The 16,190-nt window shown below is 38.0% G+C and carries 17 protein-coding genes and 3 pseudogenes; 6 read left to right on the forward strand and 14 right to left on the reverse strand.

Features of this window, described 5'->3' with window-relative positions; all coding sequences use genetic code 11:
• Nucleotides 1-49: 49 nt before the first annotated feature.
• The 12 genes and pseudogenes from AAZO_RS43870 to pheS all read right to left on the reverse strand — a co-directional run.
• Nucleotides 50-331 (reverse strand): annotated as a pseudogene (locus AAZO_RS43870) (DUF4277 domain-containing protein); the annotation flags it as partial.
• A gap of 19 nt (nucleotides 332-350) precedes the next feature.
• Nucleotides 351-704, reverse strand: coding sequence for a hypothetical protein (locus tag AAZO_RS38630; protein ID WP_041640796.1), 354 nt, complete (start codon nucleotides 702-704; stop codon nucleotides 351-353).
• Between the two features lie 22 nt (nucleotides 705-726).
• On the reverse strand, nucleotides 727-915 hold the full coding sequence (locus tag AAZO_RS38635) for a hypothetical protein (RefSeq protein WP_041640810.1): 189 nt from the start codon (nucleotides 913-915) through the stop codon (nucleotides 727-729).
• 282 nt (nucleotides 916-1,197) lie between these two features.
• Entirely contained in the window at nucleotides 1,198-1,392 is a 195-nt protein-coding gene (locus AAZO_RS38640) for a hypothetical protein (protein ID WP_228371225.1), read from the reverse strand.
• A complete protein-coding gene (locus AAZO_RS38645) occupies nucleotides 1,393-1,524 on the reverse strand; it encodes a transposase (RefSeq protein ID WP_228371226.1) in 132 nt (43 codons plus the stop codon). It lies immediately after the preceding gene.
• 78 nt (nucleotides 1,525-1,602) lie between these two features.
• Nucleotides 1,603-1,977 (reverse strand): hypothetical protein, encoded by a 375-nt coding sequence (locus AAZO_RS38650; RefSeq protein ID WP_228371227.1) that lies wholly within the window; start codon nucleotides 1,975-1,977, stop codon nucleotides 1,603-1,605.
• Nucleotides 1,923-2,189 carry a helix-turn-helix domain-containing protein gene (locus AAZO_RS38655; RefSeq protein ID WP_228371228.1) on the reverse strand — a complete coding sequence of 89 codons (267 nt, stop codon included), beginning with the start codon at nucleotides 2,187-2,189 and terminating at the stop codon, nucleotides 1,923-1,925. The genes AAZO_RS38650 and AAZO_RS38655 overlap by 55 nt, the downstream gene beginning before the upstream one ends.
• 604 nt (nucleotides 2,190-2,793) lie before the next feature.
• Complete coding sequence (locus tag AAZO_RS43875) at nucleotides 2,794-2,958, reverse strand: element excision factor XisI family protein (RefSeq protein ID WP_420807068.1); 165 nt, start codon at nucleotides 2,956-2,958, stop codon at nucleotides 2,794-2,796.
• Between the two features lie 25 nt (nucleotides 2,959-2,983).
• Nucleotides 2,984-3,337, reverse strand: a complete 354-nt coding sequence (locus AAZO_RS15455; protein ID WP_338027207.1) for an element excision factor XisH family protein — start codon at nucleotides 3,335-3,337, stop codon at nucleotides 2,984-2,986.
• 1,107 nt (nucleotides 3,338-4,444) lie between these two features.
• Entirely contained in the window at nucleotides 4,445-4,639 is a 195-nt protein-coding gene (locus tag AAZO_RS15460) for a hypothetical protein (RefSeq protein WP_013191964.1), read from the reverse strand.
• A 2-nt stretch (nucleotides 4,640-4,641) separates the two neighbouring features.
• Nucleotides 4,642-5,091, reverse strand: a complete 450-nt coding sequence (locus AAZO_RS15465; protein ID WP_013191965.1) for a hypothetical protein — start codon at nucleotides 5,089-5,091, stop codon at nucleotides 4,642-4,644.
• 155 nt (nucleotides 5,092-5,246) lie between these two features.
• Nucleotides 5,247-6,239, reverse strand: a complete 993-nt coding sequence (gene pheS / locus AAZO_RS15470; protein WP_013191966.1) for a phenylalanine--tRNA ligase subunit alpha — start codon at nucleotides 6,237-6,239, stop codon at nucleotides 5,247-5,249.
• 686 nt (nucleotides 6,240-6,925) lie between these two features.
• Between pheS and surE the strand changes: the two genes are divergently transcribed.
• The 6 genes and pseudogenes from surE to AAZO_RS30780 all read left to right on the forward strand — a co-directional run bounded on the left by surE (nucleotide 6,926) and on the right by AAZO_RS30780 (nucleotide 15,089).
• Entirely contained in the window at nucleotides 6,926-7,723 is a 798-nt protein-coding gene (surE, locus tag AAZO_RS15475) for a 5'/3'-nucleotidase SurE (protein WP_013191967.1), read from the forward strand.
• Between the two features lie 371 nt (nucleotides 7,724-8,094).
• Complete coding sequence (locus AAZO_RS15480; protein ID WP_013191968.1) at nucleotides 8,095-9,021, forward strand: MBL fold metallo-hydrolase; 927 nt, start codon at nucleotides 8,095-8,097, stop codon at nucleotides 9,019-9,021.
• A 254-nt stretch (nucleotides 9,022-9,275) separates the two neighbouring features.
• Nucleotides 9,276-9,503, forward strand: a complete 228-nt coding sequence (locus AAZO_RS33980; RefSeq protein WP_041640849.1) for a transposase family protein — start codon at nucleotides 9,276-9,278, stop codon at nucleotides 9,501-9,503.
• 422 nt (nucleotides 9,504-9,925) lie between these two features.
• Nucleotides 9,926-11,026 carry a bifunctional riboflavin kinase/FAD synthetase gene (locus AAZO_RS15490; RefSeq protein WP_041640862.1) on the forward strand — a complete coding sequence of 367 codons (1,101 nt, stop codon included), beginning with the start codon at nucleotides 9,926-9,928 and terminating at the stop codon, nucleotides 11,024-11,026.
• A gap of 164 nt (nucleotides 11,027-11,190) precedes the next feature.
• A pseudogene (locus AAZO_RS15495) lies at nucleotides 11,191-12,103 on the forward strand (AAA family ATPase).
• 2,020 nt (nucleotides 12,104-14,123) lie between these two features.
• Nucleotides 14,124-15,089, forward strand: a pseudogene (locus tag AAZO_RS30780) (IS701 family transposase).
• A gap of 389 nt (nucleotides 15,090-15,478) precedes the next feature.
• Here AAZO_RS30780 and AAZO_RS15510 read toward each other — a convergent pair.
• On the reverse strand, nucleotides 15,479-15,847 hold the full coding sequence (locus tag AAZO_RS15510) for a transposase (protein WP_144031312.1): 369 nt from the start codon (nucleotides 15,845-15,847) through the stop codon (nucleotides 15,479-15,481).
• A gap of 120 nt (nucleotides 15,848-15,967) precedes the next feature.
• The gene (locus AAZO_RS43880) at nucleotides 15,968-16,171 is read right to left on the reverse strand and encodes a winged helix-turn-helix domain-containing protein (protein WP_049790750.1); all 204 of its coding nucleotides are present in this window, start codon (nucleotides 16,169-16,171) and stop codon (nucleotides 15,968-15,970) included.
• Nucleotides 16,172-16,190 lie beyond the last annotated feature (19 nt).

Genomic DNA, 16,190 nt, shown 5'->3' on the forward strand with positions numbered 1-16,190 from the left:
AACCTAAATGGGAGTATTTGGTTGCTATGCCATATTTTTTTACTACTTATAAGGCAATTATTAGGAATAATTTAGTTAATCCATATTTGTATAACTTATCCATTACTATGCCTGTTCTATCATCATTTAAATCTTCGCCTTCAATTCCCATTCCTAATAAATCTTCTATGGCTTTTTAGTCAAGAAATTAAGGGAAGAAATATACATGAAAACTAGTCCATTCAGAATGATTGCTTTGACTACTTCTCCTCTATTCACTTTCTCCCTACTATAGTATTCAGAATATTTCATTGATTTTTTCTAAAATTACTATCTCATCTATTATTCCCAAGTGATCTAAGTTCTTACTCTCAAACTATTATTTCTGGTAATTCATATTCTTGGCTATTTTTATTTGATCTAGGCTCATTTAGATTGATTTTCTCATCTTTTATCCTGAATTTATTGTCAATACTGCCGAGTTCCAAGTTGTTGGCAATTTTTATTATATTGTCTATTGCTTTACTATTTAAATTATGTGTGACTAGGTAGCCTTCTATCTTTTTTACATGTGGATATATATGTACTTCAAAATGAAGTGCGGAATATGGGTTCATAAGTTCTTTCTTGTAGTTGCACTGCATCCGGGTGTGACCAGTTAGTATGGTCTCCTGCCAATAAAAGTCTCTCCCCCCTTGGGGCATCTGTTTTATATATAGCTCCATCAATTTCTGTAGCTGTGGACTGCTATCTTGCTAATACCTCGTATATGCTTGGCCACTTACGTCTAAATACTGGTGATAAGGACAATTCTGCTAGGCAATAAATATTTCGGGTCAGCAGTATGGCATCTGTCAATTCAAAGGTAGCATCTTTAGCCCTACCTAGATGTTTGTAAGCTGCTTGAAAGAATTCTTCTAATCTGGCACGTTTCATATTCGCAGGTGAGAGTTGGTAGTACTTGTCTCAGTTTCTACTACTAGGAGGTGTGATTGAATACAGAGCTCATTTTTTTCTTGAACATCACCGATTTAGTCTAAACTCCAGTACGAAGGCAAGTTGAAAAAGGATTTTACACAGCTGCTGAAGCACTTAAAGAACTACGAGACAGACGTTTGTACTCAGAGAAATTTTTTCCTATCATTACCTGTCAAAATGGGGAGCATCCCAAATGTCTTTGACGGAGTACTAATAGTCTGCCAAGGCAATTTTGCTGGGTTAAATGCTCGGATATAAACGCTGCATTTTTTTACGTGCATCCTTGGTTTTAAAACTCCAATAAAAACTGGGTTTTTGTTGATTAAGCTCTGACTCCCAAGTAGCAATTTCAGAAGATAATATTTCTAAATTAGGAATACGTCGTTCTAAGCATTGGCGAGATAAAACTGATAATTCAATTTCTACTTGATTCAACTAAGAAGCGTGTTTAGGAGTATAGTGAGACTCTAATTTTTGAATAATGCGGCGTGCTTCTTGTGGAGAGAAAACTTCATATAAAACACTTGGAGTATGAATGTTTAGGTTATCAACAAGTAAAGGTATCACATCAGCTTGGGGTTAATAAACATCTACTAAATCTTTTAATTGTTTAGCGAAATCAGCTTTTGTCCGACTTTGTGTAACTTAAATATGCCTCCACCCGGCTATTGGTTCAAAAAAGGCAAATAAATTTACAACACCATTGCGTTTATACTCACAATCATAACCTTCAGGCTGATGTGGTTCTGGTGGCAAAGGAAGTCTTACTTCTTCTACTAATTGATATGGGCGTTCATCTAGGCAGAGTGTAGGTTTTTTCGGATCATATGGCTCATTGTACAAATCCAAAACATCTTCCATTCTGAACACATACTCTGGGTTAACTTCGGGAATACACCACTGTTCTTTTAACCACGCTTTAATTTCATTTTTTTTAGAGTTTGGCATATTGTTTCGTCTGAGATTCAATCTATGATACCAACCTTCACTAAATGCTCCGCTAATAATTGCATTGTCCAACGCACTCTTCCTTCTGGCGGATTAGAACAAGCAGTCGCAATCAAAAATGCTTCTTGTTTTTCATCTAATTTTTTGGGTTTTGATGGACGTTCCCCATCCTTTAAAGCAAACTCTAATCCACCAATCACAAACTTTTCTCTTGTCCTTTCCACCTTGGCAACATGAACTCGAACTGCGGCGCTGCCGCAGTTCGAGTTCATGTTGCCATTCAAAGAATGTTTGCACGGGTTATACTTCTTGCTTTGTACTTTCCTTTTCTGAGGATTGCTTGCAGTTGTAAAACTTCCTCTTCGCTTAAATCTACAACATACTTTTTTGCCATCGTCAACCCCTTTTTTGACTAGTTTATCAATTAGAGAGGCTTACCCAGCAACATTGCCTTGGTCGACTACTAGTACCACCGTGAATTCAAAATGCTTCTTTCAGAAGAGCTACCCTAACAAAATATCTCCTTCAGAGACCCTACACGAACAAAATTCAAAATGAATACGGCATGAGCTTTTCAGAGATTTGGAATGGTTGGTTTATTTACGCCGTACTCTACTAGGCTAACCGTTAACTAAGAATGTTCACGGTGAATAGAATAAAAATTACGACACAACATCATTTAGCGATGGGGTTTGGGGCGGTGAAGAAAAAATGAAGCCCCTACGCCCCAACTTAGGGGTTTGCCAAACTCCAATTAAATTATATAACTGCATAATCCGTATATGTCCCGATTTCTGGAGCTTAAAACCCCAACACAATATCTTTCTTTGCCAGCCCTGTTTCCACAAGTTATTGGGCTACTCTCATTTCCATCATATTTTGCTCAATCTAAGTCTTTCCCTTCTTGATGTCCAAATGTAAAACACAACCATATACCCGCCGATATCCATCCCGTCCTACATTCATTACCTGGTAATGGTCTTGTTTCGTATCAAAAATAGTGTAGCAATTGACCCATTGGCGATGGGCATAGCAGCATAATTCATCAACAATGACTGAACTATATGGAGATAAGACTCTATTTTATCCATTGCACAATCACCTCTTCAATCGGGGCATAAATAATTTGTTTCATTTGATATGTCTCCAATGAAATTTGTGCAAATTCCTGCTTAAAAAAGGCTTCATCAGCAACTAGAGCCATGGCCAGATAGAGAATATGAGTTGGATCGCTAATTTCTAAGGCCACCCGATAATTCAAAAACTGTCCTAACGCACCATGGTAATCAGTCAGTGGGGAATGAATCAAAAAAGTTTTAATCTCAACTGCAATTTTTTCTTGGTCTTGCTCTGCTACTAACAGTTGCTGGGCACCTAAATCGATTTCAAACTTTGTTCCACCTACTTCCAGTAGCAAGGGATCATGGGTTATTTGCCACTACTCCTTCTCGAGAGCAATTCTAACCACAGCATGAAATCTATCTTTAGCTGCCATCGTTATCTTTCTCTGATTTACTTGCAATTAATTATAGAACAACTGAAATAAAGAGCGGCTGTGGTGCGTTAACCTGCTGAAAATTAGACCTATTCCAAAATTAATTTTATGTTATAATCTGGGCTTGTAGTTGTCTTAGCAAAAAGTTAGAGTTACAGGGTTATGTTTGAATTAGTGATCGCAAAGAACACCAAAAATACATAAATAAAATCCAAAACTCCCTAGGTACCACAGAAATAATTTTGCAAGAGGTCTATTGGTTATAGAGCAGGAGTCAGGAGTAAAACTCTCTTGCTCTCTAGGTTTCGATTTAGATTCTGTACTTCATTGATCTGCAATCTCCTGTAGGAATATAAGGGGGAGAAACAAATGCTAATCGTGAATAAAGCATCAAGAAATTGTATCGGCTCAATAAGTAGGGCAAGGGGAGAAAGATAAGGTAAGTAGGGGATACACAATGTAATAAAATATGACAGATGACGCAAAAACTGGATTCGAGTAAAAAGTCGGGAGAGGAGTTACTGCAAACCATCGAGCCAAAAGGGATTGCAGACTAATCCATGCGTCAGACAATAGAGAGAGATATTACTGAACCTAATAGAGAAATGGGCCTTGTGGAAATTTAACGCCTAAAATGCTTAAATATCAATTTAAGATACTCCCTCAATCGCGAAAATGTTGGAAACCTCTTCACCCAAAGACAGTAGACTTGATTTGAGGGATACACAATAGCAAAAATAACTATTAGAACAAACCGTAGCCATTAAAAAAGCTTTACTGATCAGCAATATAATTTTATATATGCTTATCATTGATAACCAGGAAATAAATTCCTATGAAAGGCTGGTTTTATCAAGTCGCGATAGGGACTTATTTATCTCTGTCATGGAAAATCCACCAGAACTGCAGGGAAAACTCAGAACCACCTTGAAAAAGTTTAGGGATAAATACAACAGCACTCAGGAGTAAAACCTGCTTGATATGTGGTTTTTGATTAGAATTATATACGCACTCCTGAATCAGAGCCTTAGCTATTGTTATCAGTTATTTCTGTTTGGGTTTTTGTTGAATATAATTACGAAAGTCATCCATTTTTAATGGTTCTAGCCATTGATGACGCTCTTTTAGATAATCGATCGAACCAGATTCAAATCTGAGTAAAAATCTCCCAGCACCACCATAACCTAATTCTTGAATTAGTGCTTGGTAGCCTCTTCTCGAAATCTCACTGGCTTTCACTTCTAAAACTCCTGAATTACCTCTTGATCGTCCATTAACCAATTTACGGGATTGGCCACACTTATTTTAACATCATTAATATAACTCCTTGCTTTTCTTAACAGCCGGTCATCTGTCGTCAAAAAAATGTTAATTCCGCTGCTTCTGCAAATGCTAAATAAGTGCAATGAATCATAGCAAGTAAAACCTATGTTACATAAAGTCTCTACTCTAGATTTAATATTTCCATTCGACTCAATAAAAATATTGGCTGCGCCTAAAAAAGCCAATATTTGATCACGATGACCAGTATCAGGAATCTTTTGAAGCTGAAACTCTAGAGCATCACTGCTAACTAGCATTAAATTGCCGCGATCGCAAAATTCTAGAATTGAGACTACTGCTTCAGTTTGTAAACGAAGTCGATACTGTACGGGATCATCTACAATACGGCAGAAACAAGAGGAATCCATATAAATCCTCAAAGGTTTACTCAATATATATAAAACCTCCTTTAATGGTTAGGGGTTGTGAAGATTGTGATAATTGTAAACACTTGCCAGTAGTCATTAGTCAGTCTCTCAGTGGTTTTTCTACTGACTACCGACTATTGACCACTGACAATTAGTTAAAACTGCCGTAAAAAACGCAAATCGCTATTATACAAACGGCGAATATCATCAACTTGATGTAAAACCATTGTAAAACGTTCTACACCAAAACCGGCTGCAAACCCACTATAAATCTCTGGATTATAACCCACAGATTTTAATACGTTCGGGTCAACCATACCGCAACCCATCACTTCTAACCAGCGTCCATTCCACTGTAAATCTACCTCAGCAGAAGGTTCGGTAAAGGGGAAATAACTAGCGCGGAAACGAATTGGTAAATCACCAAACATTGCTTGTAAAAATATCTTCACAGTGCCTTTAAGGTCTGTAAAAGTTAGTCCTTCATCAACTGCTAACAGTTCAATTTGATGAAAAACTGCGGAGTGGGTTGCATCTACATCATCTCTTCGATAAACTCGACCTGGGGCAACGATGCGAAATGGTGGTTCTTCCTTTTCCATGTACCGTATTTGCACAGATGAGGTGTGAGTCCGCAGTAAATTACCATCTGGTAAATAAAAGGTATCCTGCATATCACGGGCTGGATGGTCTTGAGGGGTGTTAAGAGCCTCAAAATTGTAGTAATCTGTTTCCATCTCTGACCCTTGGGCGACAGTGTAGCCCATACCGACAAAGATATCTAGTGCCTGATCAATTATCCCATTGAGGGGATGTATGCGACCTTGGGGGCGATAAATACCCGGCATTGTCACATCTAAAGTTTCAGCCTCTAGTTGTGCTTGAATTTGAGCAGATTCTAAAGCGGCGCGTTGCTGGTCAAGACTGTTTTGTAAAGCTTCTTTAACTGTATTGGCGATCGCTCCAATTTTTGGACGTTCCTCCGCACTCATCTCTACCATGCTGCGTAATAGCGCCCCTAATTGCCCTTTTTTACCCAAATAGTTAACTCTGAGTTCTTCCAGGCGTTCTAGGGTATCGGCAAATGCGACTGCTGCTTCTGCTTCCTGCCGCAATGCTAAAAGTTGATCCTCTAAATTACTAGTCATTAGTTATTAGTCATTAGTTATTAGTCAGTGGTCAATGGCAAAATACAAACAACCAAAAACTGACAAAGGACGATTAACCTTAGCAATGTGCCAGTAATTAAGTCAACGGCATCAGTTAAAGCCTCTCCTATCTTTAGCAGTTTAGAAGCGATTAGCCGTAAGCTTACCTCGACCTAAAGGCACAAGGCTTGAGTCACAGATTTGAATCATCAGGAAGAGAGAGAATTGCCCACGCCACTTGCTGCTTCTTTCAGAGGAGCTTCCCTAACAAGTCGGCAGAGCCGCCCAACGCAGTGGATCCTCTAATTGACAATTCATCCCTGGATTTTCAGGAAGGCTTACAGACTTCCCCAAAGGAGCAATATTAATAGCAGGGTTTAGATCACCATCATGTTCAAATCCACAATGCCCACACTTAAAAACTTTCCCCTAGGGATAGGACCTACCCTTGATTGGGTGAATATCTCCCCATCGGGAACAAGTTTAACTGGTATATGCAGGTAGGACGAACACAACTTTTACGTCGGCAATCAAGGTTGTGTATCCAACAAATTTTCTACCCCTTTTTCTGATGAGAAATTTTTTTCTTGCCTTTGTGACCAAAAACACTGACAACTGACACCCAGTTAATGACTAATAACTAATGACCACTAATTTAATGACCAATGACTAATGACCAATGACACATGAAATTACTAATTAGCAACGATGACGGTATTTCCGCTTTGGGTATCCGCACCTTAGCCAACACTCTAGCCGAAGCCGGCCATGATGTTAGTGTAGTTTGTCCAGATCGAGAGCGCTCGGCAACAGGACATGGATTAACCTTACATCAACCGATTCGCGCTGAAATGGTTGAATCCCTGTTTCATCCTGCTATCAATGCTTGGGCTTGTGACGGTACACCCTCCGACTGTGTAAAATTAGCTTTGTGGGCTTTGCTCGATTCCCCTCCTGAGTTGGTGTTATCTGGAATTAACCAAGGTGCCAATTTAGGAACGGAAATCCTTTACTCAGGAACTGTTTCGGCAGCAATGGAAGGTATAATAGAAGGCATTCCTAGTATTGCCCTCAGTCTGACTAGTCATACTCACAAAAACTTTGAACCAGCAGCCAAATTTGCCAAACTTCTAGTTGACCAACTGACAGCAGAACCATTACCAGATTTAATGTTACTTAACGTCAACATTCCTCCTATTCCCTGGGAAGAAATTGTTGGTGCAACTCTTACCCGTCAAGGAGTGCGTCGCTATGTAGATGTTTTTAACAAGCGAGTAGATCCCCGTGGCAAAACTTACTACTGGTTAACGGGAGAGGTTCTAGAAGATGTGCAACCACCAGCAGGTTTAAATCTGCCGTCAGATATCCCCACTGATGTAGAAGTCATGCGTAATAACTTCATTAGTATTACTCCATTGCAATACAATCTTACTTATGCCAATGGACTGCATCAACTCTCCAGGTGGGAATTTAAATTCCCCTAAGTTTTTTGGTATTAGGTTAAGACTGTAGTGTCAATTAAATCTTTTACAATCAAATTGACCATATAGATTTAGGCATTTTATTCGGATAAATGACTACATAATAAATTATGGTGCATTGAGAATTAATTATACTCTATTTGCTTAACCCGGTATCTACTATTAAAGAATGATACAAATCAGCCAACTCAGAGCAAAATGACAAAAGTTAGAAACAAAGAACTTTTGACTTTTAACTTTCTTGTAACGGTTATAGGGTATGATTTTGTACTAAAAAACATACCCTATAACCAAGATGCTAAGACAGCATAAACTAAAAAACATAAGAAGCCTTTTTTTGATTGATTACCCGCTCAGTCCAGCAACCAACACCCATGTCTAGGATAGAGAATCAATTTACAGTCCAATTTTGGGGCGTTAGGGGCAGCATCCCCTGTCCAGGTTCAAGCACAGTTCGCTATGGTGGTAATACCCCTTGCGTAGCCATGCAAGTCGGGGGTAAACGCTTAATCTTTGATTGTGGTACGGGAGTCCACGTTTTAGGTCAATCGCTATTGTCCCAAATGCCCGTAGAAGGTCATATCTTCTTCACTCACTCCCATTGGGATCACATGCAGGGGTTTCCTTTCTTTAGCCCAGCTTTTATCAAAGGTAATCAATTTAATATTTATGGAGCGATCGCTCCTGATGGCTCTACCATTGAACAACGTCTCAATGACCAGATGCTTCATCCCAACTTCCCTGTACCCTTGCAGATTATGCAAGCTAATTTGAATTTTCACAACATTAAAGCAGGGCAGCCCATCCAGATTGATGACATTATGATAGAAACCAGGCATTTAAACCATCCCGGTGAAGCTGTGGGATATAGAGTTAACTGGCATGGTGGATCTGCTGTTTACATCACAGATACAGAACATTTACCTGAGAAATTGGACCAAAATGTTCTCTGGTTGGCTCGCAATGCCGACATCTTGATTTACGATTCCACTTATACTGATGATGAATACCATTCCCCAAAATTACCAAAAATTGGCTGGGGACATTCTACTTGGCAAGAAGCTGTGAAAGTAGCACAAGCAGCCAACGTCAAAACTCTGGTAATTTACCATCATGATCCTGGCCACAACGATGATTTCTTAGATAATGTAGGCAAACAAGTATTTGAGAAATTTCCTGGTGCAATCATGGCTAGAGAGGGATTAATACTCCAAGTTCCGGTTTTAGATCCTTTATCAGAATCAATAGACCTGTCAGGAAAATTAACTTGGTGTGAAAAAAATGGTAGAAGGGAATTTTGAGGGTGTAGGAAAAGGAAAAATCCACTAAATTAACTATATTCAAGAATATCCACATCGTAGAAAACAAATACTGGGAATAACTAACCATCAGTTTCAAGACTTGTTAGCCCAATGTGAAATGTAGCATAAAAAACTTCAAGGTGACATAGAAAGTAAAAAGATAGGTATAAATCAGAAAGGAGGAGGGGGGAAACGGAAACTAGAGATAAAAGAAAAAAGAAGAGCTATGTCTATGCTTGTTCTAGTGGAGGAAAATGCCAACATTTGAGGTTTTAGGTTTGCATTTCGGTATATGGAAAACGGAAGCAAAGGACACATTTCATTACTGGCTAGAGATATTACGAAATGTGTTCCCTCCTAGTCTCCTTAAACAGGTAGAAAAACATGATAGTGATTATGCCATGGCGACTCAGAACAAAAGGCAGGAAACAAAGAGTTTTCCACCAAAGGTATTTTTGTTGAACAGGTCATTAGACTTGTAAAAATATTCCGGGTACCTCAACAAAGATTTCCCCTGAATTCCCCAATTTACTCACAAGTGATTCTTAGTAACTATTTGTGGTTTAGTCACATTAGAAATTGGTTCATTAGTTTTGCCCATTTCATAAATGTTATGGATATGAGGTCAGTTATGAATTAGTTATCAACATCTTCATGGATAGGAACTATCCGTAACTATTCCCAACCGTGATTTTTTCCTTGGCTATTTCCTCATCTTAACACTATGGAAAGCCAGACACATACTCCTTTCTAAATTTTCGGCCCTCTTTTTTGCCAATTGGCAAGTAAGTATCCAGAATTCAGACGAGGGATTTTTGAGGGGTAGGTAACTCTCCCCAGCAAAAATAGAGGTGACAGAGCTTGTTGCTGACAGCTAGAATAAACCTAAAATCCCAGAATCCACGTGCTAAATTTGTTTCAAAATGGGTGTTCCGTGTTGGTTACTTCTTCAACTGAAGGAATACTAACACCAACTGCTGTTGCTCTTGGCAAATTTGATGGTGTTCATATTGGTCATCAAAGGGTAATTCAACCAATTTTGCCCTCAGCCCAGGATCAGGAACGACGGGGAAACGGGGAGAACTTAGCAGAAAAATCAACCCTTCCAACCGGGAATCTAACACCCCTAGAATCACAAAAAAAGCGAATACACTCGACAGTTGTCACCTTTGATCCTCATCCACACGAGTTTTTTACAGGACAACCCCGTACTTTGTTGACACCACTTGATGAAAAAGTTGAACAGTTGCGATCGCTTGGGGTAGAACAACTAGTATTATTACCCTTCGATAAAGAGCTATCTGCCCTCTCACCCCAAGATTTCGTAGCAAAAATACTTGTCCAACAACTACAATGTCAACAAATCAGTGTGGGAGAAGATTTCTGTTTTGGCAAAAAGCGCACAGGTACAGCCAAAGATTTGCAAACTCTCGCTGCCAAATTCAATATACCCGTCACCATAGTTCCCATCCAAACTGATATAGATGAATTGTCCACAAAGAGCAGTGACATCAATACCACACTGACCGAGAACAATCGGATTAGCACTTCATTAATTCGTCAAAGTTTGGAAGCAGGGGATATAGAAAAAGCAAACCGCCTACTAGGAAGACCCTATACCCTAACGGGTGTAGTGATACCAGGTCAAAAATTAGGTAGAACCATTGGCTTTCCCACCGCAAACCTGCAACTACCAAAAGATAAATTTTTACCCCATCAAGGAGTTTACGCAGTACGGGTTGTTATCCATAGCCAAAACCCAGAAGTGTCTGCTAATGAGAACTTAGGAGTAATGAATATAGGCAACCGCCCCACCGTTAATGGTACTCATTTTGCTGTAGAAGTACATCTGTTTGATTGGCCTGATGATTTATACAGTAAAGAACTAGTTGTTCAGCTAGTAAAATTTTTGCGCCCTGAACAAAAATTTCCTTCCCTAGAAGCCCTAAAAACCCAAATTCAACTGGACTGCACTGTAGCCAGAGAAATTTTAGCATCATACTGAATTTTTAGCATCATACTGAATTTGGATAATTACTAGGGAACACTGTATATATTGGTGATTGGGCATTGGGCATGGGGCATTGGGCATTAGGAAAATTACTTCCCCATCTCCCCCATCTCCCTCATCTCCCCATCTTCCCCAATCCCAAGTACCCAATCCCCAGCATGAGAGAAAAAATCGAGATTTTAACACAAAATCTGGCTCGTACCATTGTTGCTAAACATGAGGCCATTCGCTTGGTGGTAGTTGCTTTACTTGGTGGTGGTCACCCTTTGTTAGAAGATGTACCAGGAGTTGGTAAAACCCTCCTGGCCAAATCTTTAGCACGTTCTGTAGATAGCAGATTTCAGCGGCTACAATGAATGTAGCCCCGATTTACTCCCCACTGACATTACAGGCACAAATATTTGGAATCCTAAAAGCAGTGAATTTACCTTTATGCCGGGGCCAGTATTTGCTAACGTCCTACTAGCTGATTAAATTAACCGTGCTACTCCCCGCACCCAGTCAGCTTTCCTGGAAGTAATGGAAGAACGTCAGGTGAAGGTTGATGGTGTGTCCCATACTGTTCCTCAGCCCTTTTTTGTGATTGCTACTCAAAACCCCATTGAGTACCAAGGGACGTTTCCTTTAGCAGAAGCACAGATGGATCGATTTATGCTGTCTTTGAGTTTGGGTTATCCTTCGGAGTCAGATGAATTACAAATGCTGGAAAATCTAGATAATGGTATTCAATTAGCTGATTTGGCGCCTTGTATTACTTTGGATGAGGTGGCTGAGTTACGCCAACTCTGCTCAAAAGTAAAAGTAGAAACTTCCTTGCAACAATACATCTTAGAATTGGTGCGGACAACCAGACAGGATGAGGAAATTAGTCTTGGTGTTAGTCCACGTGGTACGGTGGCATTACAAAAAGCGACCCAAGCATTAGCTTTTATTTTAGGACGAGATTATACTATTCCCGATGATGTGAAATCTCTTGCACCTCACGTTCTTTGTCATCGCCTGATTCCTAGAGGTGGAAGGAATGCTAAAGATATAGTTGATGGGATCTTGCGATCGGTTGCTATTCCGTAATTTTTAAAAGGTAAATAAATGTATCCAGAACTGCTGGCTTGTCTTGCTGCGGTGATTTCCCTTGATAAACAAGTCAGCGATGGGTAACATAAAAAAATTAATTGTAGAATATAAAAAAGTAAGAATTCAGGAGTCAGGAGTGAGACTGTTTGAGAAATTGCTTAATTATCAAATAGGTATTTTTGGCGTTAGCCTGAAAACGCTCACTGCTGTTAGCGTAGCGTGCCGTTAGGCATTAGCTGAATGGTAACATAAAAAAAGAGCAATTATGCAGAAAACTTTTATCAAAGACTTCGGTGCAATTCAAAATGCACAGACTGAAGTCAAGAAAATCTTAGTTTTAATTGGTGAATAAGCCAGTCATAAAAGCACTATTGCTAAACTCATTTACTTCCTTAAAACACTAAAAGATGATTTATTCAGTCAATTTATGTAGTCAAATTTACTGGGATAAACAGAAATATGTGGATATTGGTTCTGATATATTATCTCCTATTCGGGAAGAATTTTATAGGTTTTTTCTTCCTACCAATCACTTACATGATTTCGAAATTTTGAATTGGCGAGCTCAAAGAATACCAAAAGTACATAAAATCTAAAACTCTCTATCATACCACAGAAACAATTTTGCAGTAGGTCTAATATAGTTTTGGGAAAGATAAATATATAAAATTAATTTTAGAATGAAATCAAGAAGTGAAAATTATATATACTCACTCATCTTATAGATGGGGAGTTTAAAAATTTTGCTAGTAGTATCTAACTGAGAGTTAGGCAGGAATATTTAAATTCTAATTTTGAATCCTTAATTAATAAGGAAGATGAAATTAGGATATACTTAACAGCTTTATACACTTTTAAATTAATTTTTTGAAAGTAAGTAAAAAAATCCATTATTTATAATTTCGGTAATAAGCGCAACAGTAAGTTATTATGATTTCCTTGCAAGGTATCTATTTGCAAGTATTTAAAATAGTTTACGACAAATATTTTAAATTTTAACTATTAAGGTAGTGAGCAAAAGATAGATATAATCTGAATGCTAAAATTCATGCACAAAGTTATAATAAATAGAGATATTCTTAAGATATTTTATATGGAAAGATTAACCAATTAAGATTTCGTAAAAAAATAACAGGGTAGATAAGAAGAAAACTATCTATTAGTATGAACAAAATCCATGGGACATGGAATATTAAAGGAAAAATATTATATTGATCCCTCTGGTAATGAAAAAATCAGATTGGATAATGAAGTAAAGGATTATATTTATCTTTGTAATGCTTCATCAGGACAGCAGGAGTGTATAAGGATTTCGCCAGATATTTTTATTAATATCCTTGATGAGTTAGAAATATTAAGAATAATATAAAAACCATAAGCACATTTATTTGCCATTGCTCAAAAGGAAGTGATTAAACTATTAGCCTTAATGGTAAATCAAAATGATGACAACAACTTATCGTTAGAACTCAGAGTCATTATGTATTAACAGTTTTCAATAATCTACTCTTTGCAGAGAGAGTAGTAAAAAAGAATCCGTCGTTAGAATCAGAAGTAACAGAAATAATTCCGAAAGATTGTTGGTTAAATGCTCATGACTTTTCAGCTTATTTACTAGGTTATCAATCTGTTGGAGAGAATACCAATTATTGTCAACCCATTTTCAATGCTGGAAAAGGTACGATTCAACAAAATTATTTGGATACTGTTTCCGAAATTTTGACTGGTGATTTTCAGGCTTTTTACAGTATCCACGCTAGAACCTTTAAAACAAGATCAGCCAATTTGAAGATATTCAGGACTTAGGCAACTGGGACAGGCAATGGGTGAATATAGTACATCGGTATTAAATAAATCGGATACCGAAAGCTTTATCAACCCATAAGAAGTAGCTGCAACAGAAAACATTATTGAAATATTCATGAGAAAATAGGTAGGAGATTGTATTAGATAAATGTTCCTGACGGTAATGAGATTTACTAAACTTGATTACTGCCAATACTTATGAACTAGTTAAATTAACTATACAATTACTAATTTAGCAGAGCATTTAGAAAGTATTAGCCATGATGCAATTAACTATTATTTAAAAACCGAAAAGTTAACATCTCGTTTACTATGGGATAAGGTGAAAGAGGTAGTAGAAGCTGATGGTAATTGGTACATCATATTTGATGATAGTGTTTTAGACAAAAGATATTCTGAAGAAATAGAGATAGTGAGGAGACAATATAGTGGTAATGAACATGGCATACTCCAAAGAATTGGTGTAGTCAGTTGTGTATATGTGAATCCTAAATTTCAAAGATTTGGGGTAATAGATTACCGCATTTTTAATCCTGATGTGGATGGTAAAACCAAGATAGACCATGTGAAAGATATGCTGCAAAACCTGGTGTATCATCAGCTTTTCCCATTTAATACTGTTCTGATGGACACATGGTATGCAGTAAACAGTTTCATGCTGTATATTGATAGATTAGACGAAATTTATTATTACCCTTTAAAAAAGAATCGGTTAGTTGATGATACATTTGCCAAAGGAAAAGATAAACCTATTGAATTATGACAATGGAGTACTGAAGAGTTAGAATGTGGTAAAATTATAAAAATTAAAGGGTTTCCCGCTCAGAAAAAAGTGAAACTATTCCGGGTTGCTGTTTCTACCAACAGAACGGATTATGTCGCTACTAAGGATTTATCTCAAAGTTCTACGAATGTTGTACAAGAGGTGTGTAAAATTCGTTGGGAAATTGAGGAGTTTCACCGAGAGATTAAACAAATCACTGGCATTGAATCTTGTCAATGTCGTAAAGCTAGGCTTCAAGGAGATCATATTGCTTGTGCAATGTTGGTTTGGATTAGATTAAAGAATTTAGCCTATCAAACTGGTCAAACTGTTTATCAAAACAAGCATAGATTCCTTTCTAATTATTTAATTCAGCAACTAAAATGCCCAAGTCTTCCTATGTGCTTGGTTTGAGTTTAATTGTTCCGTGCCAGGGCTACATCCCGCCCGCTATTTGTGCCAGTTGCGTAAGTCCTGATATCAAAGAACTTCTATCAAATATTTTCCCTAAGTTGCCTGATCTTCTTTCTATAAATAGAATTGAGAGACGAGTTTTCAGTCAAAGACTATAAAGGATAATCTTTCATTCTTACCAGTATTCAACTCGAGGATAATACCTTTAGTATTCAACTAAATGGTATTAAAACTATTGTTGAAGGATTTAACAGCAATAAATTACTTATACCAATTCTCTATGAGGCTGCACAGAATAAAGCTTGGTGAAACAGAGCTTCAAGGATGAAATCATAACTGGTCAAAGAGGAGATGACCTCAGAAGATAATTGAGCTAATTCATTTTGAACTCATTGACGCAATTGGTCGAGATGTGAGAAACTTTCACCTTTGAACTGACGTTTAATAAACTGCCATAATCGCTCCATGGGGTTAAGTTGAGGAGAGTGAGATGTTTGAAAAATGGGAATAATATTTTCAGGGCAAGACAGTGCCAAAGCTTGGTGTGCAGAAGCTTGATCCATCTGCATTAATGCCATATCAGAACCTAATTCCTGAAATAGGACATCCAAGAATTTCTGAAAATTTTCACTGTTTAGATGAGGATATTCCTGACAAAAATGCCATCCAGAGGTGGGTTCAACAACTCCATAAAGCCAAAATGCTTTTCGTGGCCACTGCACCCTCACTACAGGTTTAACACCACGAGCCGTAATCACTCACTCGTCCAGTTTCGGTCTTCAAACCTAATCTGGTTTCGTCCTGGCACAGGTAACTCAGTCGTTTTCCCCCACCCAATAGTTTCTCTAAAGCTACCAAGGCAAGGGGGATGTTTTTTTTTAAAGGTTTATAGCTTGCTCATCTTGTGATGAGCTGATGGGTCGAGGTACTTTCAACTTTGCCCCTAGTTTGTAGGGCACTAAACTGTAAACTGTCTTGTATTTGACTTGGACGTGCCATTCTTGCTCTAGCCATTCCACAATTTGCCTATAACTGCTAAACCTTTGGGGGGATTCTAACTTTGATATTAGTTGTGATAGCATTTCACCTTGTATTAAAGGA

Source organism: 'Nostoc azollae' 0708, from assembly GCF_000196515.1.
GTDB classification, from domain to species: Bacteria; Cyanobacteriota; Cyanobacteriia; order Cyanobacteriales; family Nostocaceae; genus Trichormus_B; species Trichormus_B azollae.